The organism is Pseudomonas sp. JDS08PS003 (assembly GCF_045013505.1).
Lineage (GTDB): Bacteria > Pseudomonadota > Gammaproteobacteria > Pseudomonadales > Pseudomonadaceae > Aquipseudomonas > Aquipseudomonas protegens_B.
In genome coordinates this window covers 3642974-3656981 of the sequence record NZ_CP120724.1, presented here as the reverse complement: position 1 = coordinate 3656981, position 14008 = coordinate 3642974, and the positions used below count along the sequence as shown (strand labels likewise).

General features: G+C 55.4%; 10 protein-coding genes. 7 read left to right on the top strand and 3 right to left on the bottom strand.

Going from position 1 to position 14008, the window contains the following annotated elements; genetic code table 11:
• Nucleotides 1–4: 4 nt before the first annotated feature.
• The 5 genes from P7C00_RS16325 to P7C00_RS16305 all read left to right on the top strand — a co-directional run bounded on the left by P7C00_RS16325 (nt 5) and on the right by P7C00_RS16305 (nt 5416).
• On the top strand, nt 5–445 hold the full coding sequence (locus tag P7C00_RS16325) for a carboxymuconolactone decarboxylase family protein (protein WP_123728169.1): 441 nt from the start codon (nt 5–7) through the stop codon (nt 443–445).
• A gap of 519 nt (nt 446–964) precedes the next feature.
• Nucleotides 965–1369 (top strand): DUF2251 domain-containing protein, encoded by a 405-nt coding sequence (locus P7C00_RS16320; RefSeq protein ID WP_123728170.1) that lies wholly within the window; start codon nt 965–967, stop codon nt 1367–1369.
• A gap of 242 nt (nt 1370–1611) precedes the next feature.
• Nucleotides 1612–3456 carry a Mu transposase C-terminal domain-containing protein gene (locus P7C00_RS16315; RefSeq protein WP_404936851.1) on the top strand — a complete coding sequence of 615 codons (1845 nt, stop codon included), beginning with the start codon at nt 1612–1614 and terminating at the stop codon, nt 3454–3456.
• Nucleotides 3457–3486: 30 nt separating this feature from the next.
• Nucleotides 3487–4380, top strand: a complete 894-nt coding sequence (locus P7C00_RS16310; RefSeq protein ID WP_404936850.1) for a TniB family NTP-binding protein — start codon at nt 3487–3489, stop codon at nt 4378–4380.
• 631 nt (nt 4381–5011) lie between these two features.
• The gene (locus P7C00_RS16305) at nt 5012–5416 is read left to right on the top strand and encodes a hypothetical protein (protein WP_404936849.1); all 405 of its coding nucleotides are present in this window, start codon (nt 5012–5014) and stop codon (nt 5414–5416) included.
• Nucleotides 5417–6417: 1001 nt separating this feature from the next.
• On the opposite strand, the gene P7C00_RS16300 is transcribed toward P7C00_RS16305, so the two are convergent.
• The 3 genes from P7C00_RS16300 to P7C00_RS16290 form a co-directional block, all read right to left on the bottom strand.
• Nucleotides 6418–8640, bottom strand: coding sequence for a hypothetical protein (locus P7C00_RS16300; RefSeq protein ID WP_404936848.1), 2223 nt, complete (start codon nt 8638–8640; stop codon nt 6418–6420).
• A 1-nt stretch (nt 8641) separates the two neighbouring features.
• Entirely contained in the window at nt 8642–9799 is a 1158-nt protein-coding gene (locus tag P7C00_RS16295; RefSeq protein WP_404936847.1) for an ATP-binding protein, read from the bottom strand.
• A 266-nt stretch (nt 9800–10065) separates the two neighbouring features.
• Nucleotides 10066–11187 (bottom strand): site-specific integrase, encoded by a 1122-nt coding sequence (locus P7C00_RS16290; protein WP_404936846.1) that lies wholly within the window; start codon nt 11185–11187, stop codon nt 10066–10068.
• 87 nt (nt 11188–11274) lie between these two features.
• Here P7C00_RS16290 and P7C00_RS16285 point away from each other — a divergent pair, with 87 nt between their 5' ends.
• Both P7C00_RS16285 and avs1a read left to right on the top strand, forming a co-directional pair.
• Nucleotides 11275–12327, top strand: coding sequence for a DNA-binding protein (locus P7C00_RS16285; RefSeq protein WP_404936845.1), 1053 nt, complete (start codon nt 11275–11277; stop codon nt 12325–12327).
• A 481-nt stretch (nt 12328–12808) separates the two neighbouring features.
• Nucleotides 12809–13996, top strand: a complete 1188-nt coding sequence (avs1a, locus tag P7C00_RS16280; protein WP_404936844.1) for an AVAST type 1 anti-phage system MBL fold metallo-hydrolase Avs1a — start codon at nt 12809–12811, stop codon at nt 13994–13996.
• Nucleotides 13997–14008: the final 12 nt, after the last annotated feature.

Here is a 14008-nt window from a genome sequence, read left to right as displayed (position 1 = left end):
ACTGATGGAATTTCGACTGGATTACTACACAGCGTCACCCAAGGCAATGAGGGCGATGATGACTCTTGAAGCTATGACCAGTAACTTGAGCATTGATGAAACTCTGCTGCACTTGATCAAGATTCGCGCCTCACAATTGAACAACTGCGCGTTCTGTACGGATATGCACTCGATCGACGCGCGTCGCCTGGGCGAGTCCGAACGCCGCCTGTATTCAATTTCCGTATGGCGCAACAGCGACTTTTTCACTGCCCGAGAAAGATCCGCCCTTGCATGGACGGACGCACTCACACAGATGACTGGCAGTGGCGTACCTGACGATGTTTACGAACAGTTGTGCTCTGAGTTCACCGAGGTAGAAATGGTTGACCTGACCATGGCAATTAACTCAATCAACAGTTGGAATCGGCTCGCAGTAAGCTTTCGCCAAAAGCCTAATACCTAGTTTAGGTGTTACCGATGGCCGCGACTGGCTCGTCCTGGTAAACGTATCGCTGTACTCGATAATCGACAGCCAATCGGGAACCAATGGAGTGCTGGGGCAGGGGAGGACTACTCTACTTGGAGATGGCACACATCCAATGACACATTGCATCACTAAAGGCACATGAACATGTGTTCCTCAGGAGAATACTCCGCATAACTGATTTTACCAGTCCTCGCCAAGTCAAAGCCCTTTAGCCGAAGCCTCACTTCAAGAAAGGTAGCCTCCACACAGAGCTACGTGAGCAAAGAGATTTCCAAAAGAGCTACTGGAACAACGAAAAATTGCTTGAAGGCCAGTTACTTATAACTCAACTAAATAGATGTTTAGTTTAGTTATAAATAAAACCTATAAAGTGCAAAGCAAGAGGGGATGTAGAGAGTCTATTCGGTTACCCAATCAACCGGGAGATTGCCGTGCTGCTCGAGTGTTGTCATCATCCGCCCACTTCAATAGTTGCCAGAACAAGGACCGCCACACATGCCCATTTATCTAGCCGCTGACAGTCAACTCAAGGTCGGGAGCGCCTTGGTGCTGGAAGCACCCGCAGAGTCAGGAACCTGCGTCGTGGTTTTTGAGGACGATGAACACACCGGCTATTTCTATGCCCTGGATACCGCCAGCGGCGACAACCCGATTCAGGACGCGCTGCATATCTACAACGTCACGGACGTTTCGGACCGTGAAAAGCCATCCGTTGTGAAAGTTGGCTGGTCCACCGATCACCGCAAGGCGGTGTTGCTGATCAATGATTATCCGCACGCGGTTTTTGATTTCGACGCTCAGCAGGGATATTGCCGATCCGGATTTCCACCCCAGATAGGCAAAGGCTGGTCCGAGGCGGGTCATCAGTGGGACGAAGCTGCATTGGAGCTGTTTGCCTGATAAGAGGCCTGGGTAACCAGGTTGTTTTTCCTTATGAGCCAAAGCCAGTGAAAATCTGCAGGTCGGAGCTTCAAATCTGGCCTGCACTGATGTCGAGATTTTTTAAATGTGCGAATTGTATAGATCATTGAAAAGCAACGATTTATATGAAAAGTCGATGCGCGAAACACCTGAGTATTGAAATTTTCGCATGTTTAACTAGATTTAATTAAATTGGTGCATGTTTTGTTGTAGGTGAAGCCATGCAACAAATAAGCATAGCCCCTGGCATTTTAGTGCTCGCCGGGAATAAACAGCTGGAAATAATCGCCCCCGTTTCCTCGAACAAAATCCAAGCTAGGGATCTTGTCACTGGGGAAGCGGTATTGATATCGCCTGGAGAAATTGAGTGCGAACTGAAAAGAACTCCAACTGTAGTGGATCGTGAGGCAGCAACGGAAAAAGAACCTCCCGACATCGGCGATGTAAAGGAGGCCGACCTCCAGTTGGCGTCAGAGCGGTTTAGCGTCCTGTCCTCAATGGCCGGCAACAAGGTTCTCTCCAAACAGGATGTTGCGCAATGCACTGCTGCGTTAGGGCTTAGCGCTTCCCAGGTGCGCAGGCTCTTCGCTAGGCTGGATCTGAATGTAGGGCCGTTGAGTCTGCTGCAGCAGCGACGGGGCAGAACGAAGGGTGTCAAGTTGATCGCGGCAGCCACCGAGGACATCATCCAGGAAACCATTGATGAGTACTATGCCGGTCCTGGAGCAACCCACCAGCGCGTTATCGAAAAAATCACAGAGCGCTGCCTGGCGTCATCTATCCCGGCCCCGAGCGCCGCCACCATAGCCAGCAGAATTAGAGAACGTAAGCCTCGCGCACTACTGGCCAAGAAATCGGGCTCGAAAGCCGCGCGTCAGGCCTACGAGGTTCGGGGAGGAAAGATACAACCTGAGGCGCCTCTGGAGCTGATCCAGATAGATCATGCCCTTGTCGACTGCATCATCGTCGACAGTGAACGGCGCCTGCCGTTGACGCGCCCCTGGGTCACTATCGCTATCGACGTATATACGCGGGTGGTGCTCGGCTTTTATTTATCCTTGTCGTATCCCTCGGCGATGTCGGTAGCGCTGTGTATCGCCCATTCAATATTACCCAAGGAGCGCTGGTTAAAAACGTACGGTTTTACTGGTGGGGAGTATCCGTTCTACGGTGTACCGAAAAGAATCCACGTCGACAATGCCAGGGAGTTCAGGTCGAAAAATTTATCTGACAGTTGTCGGTGGTATGGCATTGAGTTGACGTTCAGACCCAAAGGTACGCCCCACAACGGAGCCCACATTGAACGCCTGATCGGCACGTTGATGGGAAAAGTCCATGTGTTGCCGGGAACCACCATGTCCTCGGCAAAAGATAAAGGCCACTACAAAAGTGATCAGCATGCCACGCTGTCGTTTCCTGAATTTCGAGAGTGGTTCATCCGAGAGGTGGAGATCTATCACAAAACAACACACTCAGCGCTCGGCTGCTCACCGCTGCTTCAGTGGGAGAATCATTACCTCAACAAGGATGGTGGCTTTGCCTCTCCACCGATTATTGATGATCAATTGCGCCTGCTGATCGACTTCATGCCAATAAAAAAAAGGGTGATCGGTCGGGCGGGCGTCAGGCTTCATAACATCGATTATTACTCTTCAACCTTGAAGCGCTTTGACATCGGGACAAAGTGCACTGTGCGCTACGATCCGGAGTCATTAAGCAAAGTGTGGGTACTCCCCACCGGCGAGCGGACGTATATAGAGCTGGGTTACGCGGATCTGCGGTTGCCGAATACCACACTCACGGAATTTAAGCGGTTGAGAGCACAATTAAAGGATGAGAGCGAACGCAGGGTTCCCGCTGCGGAAGTATTCAATCTAATTGAAAAAAACGAAACACTCGTAAATGCCGCTGGTGTGAAAAGCAAGCAGGCGCGAAAAATGAGAGAGCGAAAAAAAACTCGCTTCACCGATCCGGGTCATCCACTTAATGAAAAAATTGCGGTTCCGGATCACCCCGCGTCGACGGATTACAGCCTTAAGCCGAAAGCTTACGAGATCGAAGAATAGGGCCCGGAGCCCATGATGAGGCGAGTGCCTATGAAAGACGCATTGAGCCTGGAGCACATTTCACCGCAGCGTCGAAACCTCGCGCTCCTCGGGGACAAGGGCCGAATCGGCAGCATCTATAAGGATTGCTGGGTCAACTACCCTCAAGTTAGTTCGGTCAGGACCGCGGTCAGAGCGGTCTATGAAATGCCTCCCAAAACTCAGGCGCAATGCATCTTGATTTCCGGTCGCCCGGGAATGGGTAAAACCAGTCTTTTTGAAAGAATTCAGTTGGATATGGAGAGCCTCAGAAAGAGGCATGTAGATTCCTACGGCTACATTTCATTCAGCCTGTCCCCGGATCCTAGCTTGCGCGGTTTCGAAGACAGCATCAGTGAGGCTCTGGGAGTACCAATTGGCAAAATTCGCAATGGTCTGGTTCCCGAGGCGTTTTGTCGACTGGCTCAGCTGAGGAGTATGCGCCTGGTGCTGATCGATGAGGTGCACAACCTCCTCAATGCCGGGCGGGTTGATCAGCGAAAGAACCTGGCCTTTCTGAGAGCGCTGAGTAGCCCGCCGATGTCGCTGTCGATCATTGCATTCGGCGTCGATGACGCCGTGCATGCCATCAGCAGTGATGCCCAGCTGGAACGCCGCTTTCAAATATACAATCTGCCGCGCTGGAAAGAAAACGAGAGCTTCAGGTCATTTCTAGCCGGGTATGAAAGCGCGTTGCCACTGAGGAGGCCATCGGAACTCTGGCGGCAAGAGAAGGTCAAGTTCCTGCTGAGCACGACGGGCGGCATCACCGATGCCATAGTCAAGCGGATTACCCGGGGCGCGGTTTGGGCAATCTTGGACCGCAAGGAAGAAATTGACTTGGACTGCTTGGAAAAAGCCGCCGATATCCCGCCATATCTCGAACGTTTCGACCATGAGGAGTAACGCGCACTTCGGCGGACTGCTTAAGCCGGTACCTCAAGAGGCTTTTTCTGCGTGGCTTGCCAGGGGGTTGCGCACCCGAAATCCTGCACCCTTTATACGTGCCACTGACTGCCTAAAACGGCTGTGTGTCGAAGACGCTGATGGGAACCTAACTCGCGCGGTGACGGAAGAGTTATCCATGGCACTAGGAATTTCAAACGAATGCTTAAGACGATCATTTCCCTTACCCGGTGACTGGCTCAAGGCACCGCCCGAGAGGCGCCTGCAGTTTTGCCAGTTCTGCCTCCTCAATGATTTTCGATGCGGTCGACAACCCTCATTGAGAATCAACTGGTTCTATTGGTGGTTCAATGTGTGTCCGGTACACGGTTGCTGCCTGTATATAGGAGACAGTACCTCGGCGCCTGCCGAGCTGCTTTCAATCGTCCAGTTCGATTTACCATGGAGATTTTTTACGCACGGGGCGTTTCAGTCAACTGAGCAATGCTGGAGTTATCGGTGTTCGACGCGCCAAATTTTGACGCTCATGGCCTGGCATTTTCAGTGCTGGTATCAGGTCTGTGTGCAGCGCGGGACCGTTACCATCGGCGATGTCGAGCTTGCGGCGAGCGTCCCTGAGATTGAGCTGTTAATGGACGATATCCTGGCGATAATAGGAAAAAAGAGAATCTATCCGTTTGATCCACGCTCGCAAATCGCCTGGCTTCTGAATATCAAGGCATGTTGTTCTCTGCGCTCTAATTTACCGCCAGAGGCAGGTTGTGAAGCTTTTTTGTGCAAAGACGTAGGGGAACACTCCGCTCAGATCCGCATGGCCATGTTTGCCTTGCTAGGTTTATTTTTGAAGCTGCCGAATTGCGTGTGCATGTGGCGGCTCAGCGGTGTCCCAATATACGACAACAATATTGAGCGGTTCTGGAGATCGATGCACAGCGACGCGGTGAGGATGCCCAGTTACCTGGATTGGCTGAAGGAGCGCGCCGACGGTTGGAGCGCTCCCATTCGCGCACATTTTCGCTATTTATTGGAAAGCTAACCAAACTGTATACGTAATCTAATGCTACCGCACTCATGCCGAGCGACGATTGTGCGAAGAGCTACAACTGAGCCTGGCCTGTTATCGCCAGCACAGGATTAATCTAGCTACCGAAGTTTTACTGACCCAGGCTCACACCTTTTGAACCATTCCCAGCGCTGGATTTTTCCGATTAGTGTTGGGTCAGCGCGGCACCGGCCCCTGGGTCAATTCGGTGTCAGTGCCAACAGTCTATGATTCTTGGCAGCTGATTGACCTATCACTACGGTATACCGTCGGCGCAACGTGGTTTTCCAGATATAAAGCAAGCCTAGACTGAATGAGCGTCGGCATTTGAGATAGGGAACCACTCTTATCTAACGAGAGAACTCTGGGGGCGGAATGCGTTGACGGTGCGATTCATCAGGTTTTCTCATCACCTCTTTCAAACGCTTAGCAGGTCCTTCTAACTCAGACGGCGAAGCAAGGCTAACAGCAAGCATTAACGCATCACGGCGATTCTGTTTACCTTCCAAAATCTCAGAGAGACTATTTTCCGGCTGAACTGGGTGCTTCATCGCTGCCGACCTCGATCTTCGGATCAAATTGGATGCTAGCACAAGCCTTACAACTCGGAGTTTCCCGTTGATCCCCTTTGCTTAGAAACGTAACGATCAGATGTCTATTTGTTATCGCTACCACAGGATTGACCTAGCTACCGAAGTTTTACTGACCCAGGCTCACACCTTGTGAACCATTCTCAGTGCTGGATTTTTTCCGATTGGTGTTGGGGCGCGGCATCGGCCACCGGGTCAATTCGGCGTCAGCGCCAGTAGAGTACGACCACATGCATATTTCCGATGCCGTATTCTCTCACCGAGTAGGCCGTCGCCGAGCTCTTCTATGTTGCGATATCCCCAGCATGGTGGTCACTGACAATTGCGTCCCGGAATCTGGTGCTCTAGTTCCTGATACCCAACTTGTAGAACGAAAGTTAGCCGGCTGCCGGTACCATGGTTATGCTAGATAGGTGACTCCTCGCCAAGCAGAAGCTCGATGTCCTCGACCTTACCCAGGAGAGCTATCTTGATGTTGCTTCGCAACTTCTCATCAACCTCTTTGTGAAGACGAATCTTCCCAATGGCCAGGGCAGTGACGAATTCCATTGAGGCATCACCACGCTCGAAGCCGTGGCCTTGGACGACTCGCAAGATGATGTCTGCCATGGACGCGCTGTGAGTTTCATGAGCGCTGTAGTCCAGTTCGGTAGGCAGTGCCGCTCGGAGAAACGCCCCTTGAATGATTCCGTCGTCATAGCGGGAAAATATTTCGGGCGAGAGCAGCACCTGTTGAAGCTCACCCGATTCAAGGCGTTTCGAGTCTGCAATCTTGGCGCTTTCCCGGGCGTTCTGCAGAATCCACAAAATAGTCAGGAAGATGTCAGCGCAAGCGGCGACGGTGACGTCCTTATCACTACTCACGAAGGCAAAGCCCTTAGTAAGCTTCATCTGGCCAGTTTGATAGCTGCTCGGCCAGAAAGCCTGGTCGATAAGGCCGTTCGCACCCGCGGTGTCGAACGCCTCAATGCGAGCTTTGACCAATTCCGACACGCCGGCGCCATCGAACGTGATCATGCGGCTGAGATGTTTGTACTCCTGGTGCCAGTGGCTGTTACAGGCCAGGCTGGCAGACGGAATTTCGATGAAGGGTTTGAAAACGTACTTTCGGCTTCCTTTTGGCGGCTGCGTAAGGTTTGCGGCCAGCTCTGCCATCAACTCATAGGAGCGACCCAACAGCGCACCCACAAGATAAATGCGCGTGCCAGATTGTTGGGCTGACCGCAGACGACGGCTAATGCTGAGGAGCAAGGTGCCTCGCTCTGCTGCAGCTGCCACGACGATCACCGATCCGTGAAATTTTTCTTTAGGGTCAAACATTAAAGCGCTTACGACGTCGCAGGTGAGGCCCATAGCTTGAAGGAACTCCAAGGCGTCCGCAGCCATCTTCGCACTGGCCTTGTCATCGTCATGAATGATAAGTGAGGTCGATGCGGGAGACTCCTCCATCAACACCTTCTTGAACCATTGATCGAAGTCGCTGGTACGGACCAGCTTGTCCTTGTCTACCTGGACAGTCCGAAATCGTTCTCTGTTGGGAATTTGACTGAAGCAGGTAAAGAGGCCCTTGCCCATAAACGAGAAAAATCTGCTCTGCAGTCCTTCTGGTAAATGCCCCATGCTGATGTTGAGCAGTCGAGTCTCGGTGTGCTGGGCCACAAACCGCTCGCCGTGGATGCGGATCAACTTGCGGCCTTCGGTCGATTCCGTCTCAGCGAACGATTCGAAATCCTCAGGTTTCTCGATGGTATGCAGTACCGTACATGACTCAGAATCTGCGAGGAACGAGAGGAAGGTGGCTACCCGGGTAGGCGGCGCTCCGTTGACCTTGACCCACTCTTTTGCCAAACCACAGTTGGTCGAGGCAGAAATCAAGCAAAGCGACGAGGATCCATCAGGCAATGGGCCGTCCTTCAGGCCGTCATGAGAGTGGAAGGACTGGATGTTCTGAATCGTCTGCGTACCGAACTTCGCCTGGAGCAGTTGAATCGAGAGCGCAACTGGTAGGAATGCCATGGTATCGAGGTAAATGGTGTCTGGTTCTCGCATCCCCCCCTCGGAAGCCTCCTTGATCACTTTCAGGCAGGTGAAGGCCAGGAAATGCGAATGAAGCGTTTCGGTGAGCAGATTCTCGGCACGAATGAAGTAGTTGGAGGCTCGGGACGAGGGTTTCGAAAACAAGAAGCCAGCAGGAGCCTTCGTCAGTACGGAGGTGCATTTGACCAGCTTCTTCATTCCTGCCTGTACAAACGCGTCAGCCGCTCCCGTGATTAGCTTGCCAATCCCCTTGTCAGTGCCGGCGACCTTTACGTATCTAATGATATCCCCATGCTCATTGAAGAAGGAGAAGCCGTAGGAGGGCGCTCCGCCGCTAGAGCGACGCTCAAGGGCGATGGCGATAGGTGACGACTTGTCAGCACATTGCTCCTGAATCCATGTCCGGTGACAGTCGGGGACGAGGAAGGTCACATGATCGGGGAGGATGTAGTTGTTCAGCCGTTTCTGCAGGGCCTCGGTAATATGGGCGTCCGTGATTTGTTCTGGACCTGCGAAAAACACCACCACGTGAGCGGGCTCAGCATCCGGGGCGGGGGTGAGGATTACTTCAAAATCGAACAGGTCTGGCATCTCAGTTCACCGGAATGCAGATGGTGAATACAGTGCCTTCAGCCGCCGCCAGCTCACGGTCACCGCTCCAGTTTTTGGGGTTGTATTCCACGACCTGGTCTTGGCCTTGGAAGGCCTGGTAAAGGCAAACCCTCCCGGTGCGGAGACGTACATAGGCCTTCAGCTTATTGAGTGCCTGGACTGCGTTGTGCAGTCCCATGCCGGAGGTTGCCGAATCTTTGGTAGTGACATGCTTTTTGAAACATTCCAAAGTGGCCTCAAGCTCTTCTGCCAGGGGGAGGTCGCTCAAGGCCTCCACGGGAGCGCCTTTCTTGGCTGATAGCCACCGACGTGCTAGGCCCGGCCCACTGTCGATCACTGAAATTTCAATAAAGTCGAGGTATTCCGCGCCTCTGAGCATATTTCGCATTACGAACAAGGCAAATTGCGGCTCTTTGTCTGAAACGAGGTGGATATCCTCTTTCTTGATCCGACTGGCCTTCACTGAGGTGCCTCGCAGCCCCTTCTTATATTTGACCCCATGGACATCGGTGACCGAGTGCTGGTCGGCATTTGCGATCAACTCAGCAAGCACGCTGCCTAAGGCAGGCAATCCGCTTCGATGAAGTGCTTTCTTGTCCTGCTTCGTGTGCATGAGCGCAGACGACATTTCCAGCAGGCTCGCAAACGAGGTGTGAGAGTGGATCTGCGGAGAAGTCCCACCGTAGTAGAAGGGCTTGATGAACTCCATCTTCGCAAAGTTGATGCTGAAGAGGTTGATAGCTTTAGGGCGAGCGCCTCGCTCGCTTGACGTGTTACGAAGATCTCCTTCGTACATAGCTTCAATGAGGGGTCTGATGACGGTGAGCGCGGCGCGCTTTTCTATTGTCTCGTGAGCTTCTGTCTCGATGCTAGAGGACATGATCAATGCCGCAAGACCTGCGGCTGTCTTGCCTAGGTGCAGGATCTGGTCGGGAGCGCTTGCCATATCGGCATAGAGGTGCAGAACGCTTTGCTCATGGGCGCGAGCCCAGCTGATCACCAACTGAGCCAGTGCAGCATCAACCCCGAACAAGCCGCCATGGCTCATGCTTTTGGGCAGCCGAAGGGAGGCATCTTCATGGCAAAACGGGTAGAGGTCTTCAATTTCGTAGGTGTTCAGGTTCTTGGTGATCTTCATCGGCACCTCTGACAGTCCATCGTTATGAGTGTTGAACCAAATGCCTGGACACACCCCCCCCGCGCCATCATAGCGTTCGGTAAGTATCAGGAGATATACCGCTGCACAAGGTTGAGTATCTATCTGCTTACAGAGTCGTCGTAACCGGCCGGTCCCGGGGTTTCGGCAGAAAACCAGGGCGGCAGTTACCGGGCCAACTCAATCGGCAGCGATCGTCGACAAGGCGGAGGCTAAGTCAAGCGGCTATCCGGCCAGCTCTTGGCTTGCTAGCCAGCCTCCACCTCCGGCTTGTCGCTGAGGGCTTCAGTAGGCGGAGGCTCGCCATACAATCGGCTGGCGCGGCTCTCCAGCAGCGCTCCAGCCTGGAAATAACCCATCACCGTGGTCACGCTGCGATGCTCGGTCATCGCCATGACCTCACCCAGCGGCACCCCCTGGCGTCCGGCCTCGGTAACAAAACCTGAGCGCAGGCTGTGCGCGGCCCAGTCACCGTCGAGCCCGGCCAGCTCGGCGCGGCGCTTGACGATGCGCGCGACCTGGTCGCCGGAGAGGCCGGAGGTGCCGACCCGGCCGCCCTTGTACAGGCGGCGGAACAGCGGCCCGCTGCGCGCCGGCGCTGCCGCCAGCCAGGCGTTTAACGCCTGTGCTGCCGGCCCGCGCAGCGGCTTTTCGCGGCGTACACCGCCGGTGTCGGTCTTGGTCGCACCGAGCGCATATAGCCAGGCGTCGCCGTCCAGGCGGCGCAGGTCTTCCACCTGCAGGCCAATCACCTCCGAGCGCCGGCGGCCGCCACCGCTCCAGGCCAACAATAGCAGGGCGCGATCACGTAACCCGCGCACGCCATCGTTGCAAGTGGCGAGCATCGCCTGCAAGGGCTCCAGCACGATTGCGGTTTTCTTGCGCAGCGCGACGCCCTGGCGCGCCTGGGCCTTACGTGCCTCGCGCAGCAGAGTTTTCACCGCCGGCGCGTCGCACGGGCTGTCCCAGGTGTTCAGACGGTGCCACTTGGCCAACACCGCCAGGCGATGGCTCACCGTGTTGAAGGCCAGGGCGCCGAGCTTGCCCTTGACGCCGGCGGCGACCAGCGCCATATCCAGCGGCGCCGGCAGCAGTTGGCTCCAGATGCCGTCGGAACTCGGGCGGGCCAAGTGGTCGACAATGAACTGCACCGCGACCTCCGCGGGCAGAGGGCCGTCACCGAGTGCCCGGGCGTAGCGCAGTTGCAGCCATGCGGCCCAGTAGGCGAGGGCGCTGCGGTAGCTGCGCACGGTGTTGGCCGCGGTGCCAGCGGCGATGAAAGCCTCGGCGGCGGCCCTGGTGCTGTCCGTCAGGCCGTGCAGCGCCAACGGGATCACTGGCAGTCCATTGAGTGGAAGTGTATTTTTCATTACGTTCTACGTATTATATTTGAATATTTCAATTTATAAGGTCGGATAATCTTTCATTATCAGACCTAATATAGCCAGAGGTGAGCCATGGCGGTAGGGGTACCGGAAAACGACGTGTTTGCCGCCGCGGATGCGGTGCTGGCCCGCGGTGAACGACCGACGGTGGAGCGGGTGCGCCTGGAACTGGGCCGCGGCAGCCCGGCGCGGGTTGGTACCTTGCTCGATCAGTGGTGGGAACAGCTGGCCGGGCGCCTGCGCGGCGAGACCCGTCTGCCGGGATTGCCGGCGGAAGTGGCGCAGGCTTTTGTCGCCATCTGGCAGCAAGCGACCATCTTGGCCCATGGAGTTGTCGAACAATCCGTGGAGAGTCAGCGCCAGATCCTGGCAGGCGAACGCGAGCAATTAGCTGCAGTGGAAGCGCGGGTTCGCCTGGACGCGGCCCAAGCCCGGCAGCAGGCCGCCGAAGCACTGGCCGCGCGCCAAGTCGCGGACACCCGCCTAGTCGACCTAGAGCAATTGCTGGTCCAGCGTCAGGCCCAGATCGATGACTTGCGCGAGCAGCGTGAGGCATTACTCGGTCAGCGCGATGAGATGCGTGCGCAGCTGGCCAAGGCGCATGAGGAGTTGCAGGAAACGCGCAAGCAGGCGGAGCAAACACGCGAAGCACAGCAGGGCTACAGCCGCGAGGTCGAAGACCGGGCCTATCGCGAGATCGATCGGGCTCGCGAGGAGAGTAAAGCCCTGGCCGTCCAGCTTAAGGAGGCCGGTGGCCGCCTGCAGACCCTGCAGCAGACGCTGCTATCGGGACAGGCGGAGCTTACCGAGGCGCGTGAGCAGCTTGGCGCGGCCTTGAGTCACACTCAAGGTCTGCGGGACCAGCTGGAGCAGTATCGTCAGGCAAGCCTGGATGCGACTGAACAGCGCAACACCGTGCAGCAGCGTTTGCTGCATGCCGAAGCCGAGTTAATGGGCGCGCGCGAACGCGCGGCGGCGGCGCAGGCACGCGCCGAGATGCTGGCCGATCAGTTGGCGGCGGCCAATAGCAGTGCCCCAGCGGAGCCTGCTCGGCGCCCGGGTAAGGCAGCCTCCAAAAAACGCGGAGCTGCCAGCCCCAAGGTCACTGTCGCCAACAAACAATAGCAGAAGGGGGCGGGGCGTCGATCACGCCGAACCCGAACCCAGACAAGTCCAAGCATGCAGTGTACGTTTTGGTCCCGCCAGGTGTTTTTGCGGGAGTGATGCCCTTGGCAATCTTTGAAAGCAAGGCTCAAGTCACTGGTCAGGTGCGCTTATAGGTTGAATACCAACTCCCACGCACGGGGCCAGTGTGTCGGTCTGGATTGAGTGGCCAAGTGCTGATGCCGATCACTCTGATGAGTGATCGAATGACATTCAGGGCAGATGATATCCTGCCTGATTCATCTGGCTGCCGAGCTCGCCGCCCTGCATCCGCGCCCGAAGCGTGCGGGGTGTTCGATTGTGATCAGGCGACAAATCTGATATCACAACATCGAAAAGGGAAGATCACGCATGCGATTTAGCCGCATTACCATCAAATTTCAGGAGCTGCTCCAAGCGTATCCTTACCGCCTCATGCCGCCAATCCTGTCGATGCAGCCGCATGCTTAAACTCAAAATGTACCCAGCTAATAATGGTGATGCGTTTTTAATCAAAGCCAATGGTCAGCATGTGCTGGTCGATGCCGGCTATGCCAGCACGTACACCACATACCTCGCGGGGGAGTTGGCCGAGCTGGCAGAGCGGGGCATACCCCTCAGGCTAGTAGTGTGCACCCACATCGACGCAGATCACATCGGTGGTCTGCTGGCTTTGTTCACTGATAATGGCAGTCCCGAGCATCGCCGGATCGAGATCGAAGCGGTCTGGCATAACAGTTTGCGCTCATTGCCCTGCACAGTTGATGGTCCGTGTTTGACCAATCATGCAGGAGTGCTGGAAGCCATCAAGCGCCGCGGCTTCCCTGTGCCGCTGGCGTTTGCCCCCAATCCTATCGGGGCTGTCCAGGGGAGTTCCCTGGCCAAGCTTCTAAGGTCCAAAGGTTATCACTGGAATCATGGCGACGGCTCTCGCTCCATCGATCGCCGCAGTGCTACCTACACCTTGCCCAACCAGGTGCAACTGGAGGTGCTCGGGCCGACCGTCGAACGACTGGAGGCACTGCGCACGTTTTGGCTAAAGGAGATGCGCCGGCTTGGATATCGGGGTAAACCGCTGAGTGACGACCTTGTCGATGATGCCTACGAGATGTGGTGCAGTTACTCAGCGCAGCAATCCAGTACGCCGAGTGTTCGACCCATTGCCGCGCGCCGTGAGCCGACGCTCGCTGAGGTCTATTCCCCGGATACTTCGGCGGCCAATGGCAGCTCCATTGCGTTGATGCTCACCGCCGGTCTTGCCCGCGTGCTGCTGTTAGGCGACGCTTGGGCAGAGGATATCCTCGCTGAATTGAAACAGCGTCACCCGGACGCCCAGCGCCTCATGTTCAGTGCCATTAAAATTGCCCATCACGGAAGCGTTCACAACACCAGCCCAGAGCTGCTTGCATTGGTAGATTCGCCTTGCTACCTAATTTCTACCAATGGGCTAGGGCACGGTCATCCAGACTTTGAAGTCCTGGCAGCGATCGTTGATAGACCAGCGACCTATGAACGTAAACTCTATTTCAACTATGAAACCGCGGCCGCACAACGACTGCGGAACTATTCATCAAAAGCCGGGGCGCGCTTCAGTGTTCACGTCGTCGAGGGTGAATGGATTCAACTAGGAGACGTCACCTGTGACGGATGAAGCTGTCAAACA

Excerpts from the sequence above, each read along its gene's own strand:
- P7C00_RS16310 (WP_404936850.1), top strand. The coding sequence starts at position 3,487 with ATGAAAGACGCATTGAGCCTGGAGCACATTTCACCGCAGCGTCGAAAC.
- P7C00_RS16290 (WP_404936846.1), bottom strand. The coding sequence starts at position 11,187 with ATGAAAAATACACTTCCACTCAATGGACTGCCAGTGATCCCGTTGGCG.
- P7C00_RS16300 (WP_404936848.1), bottom strand. The coding sequence starts at position 8,640 with ATGCCAGACCTGTTCGATTTTGAAGTAATCCTCACCCCCGCCCCGGAT.
- P7C00_RS16315 (WP_404936851.1), top strand. The coding sequence starts at position 1,612 with ATGCAACAAATAAGCATAGCCCCTGGCATTTTAGTGCTCGCCGGGAAT.
- P7C00_RS16325 (WP_123728169.1), top strand. The coding sequence starts at position 5 with ATGGAATTTCGACTGGATTACTACACAGCGTCACCCAAGGCAATGAGG.
- P7C00_RS16305 (WP_404936849.1), top strand. The coding sequence starts at position 5,012 with ATGGACGATATCCTGGCGATAATAGGAAAAAAGAGAATCTATCCGTTT.
- P7C00_RS16285 (WP_404936845.1), top strand. The coding sequence starts at position 11,275 with ATGGCGGTAGGGGTACCGGAAAACGACGTGTTTGCCGCCGCGGATGCG.
- avs1a (WP_404936844.1), top strand. The coding sequence starts at position 12,809 with ATGCTTAAACTCAAAATGTACCCAGCTAATAATGGTGATGCGTTTTTA.
- P7C00_RS16295 (WP_404936847.1), bottom strand. The coding sequence starts at position 9,799 with ATGAAGATCACCAAGAACCTGAACACCTACGAAATTGAAGACCTCTAC.
- P7C00_RS16320 (WP_123728170.1), top strand. The coding sequence starts at position 965 with ATGCCCATTTATCTAGCCGCTGACAGTCAACTCAAGGTCGGGAGCGCC.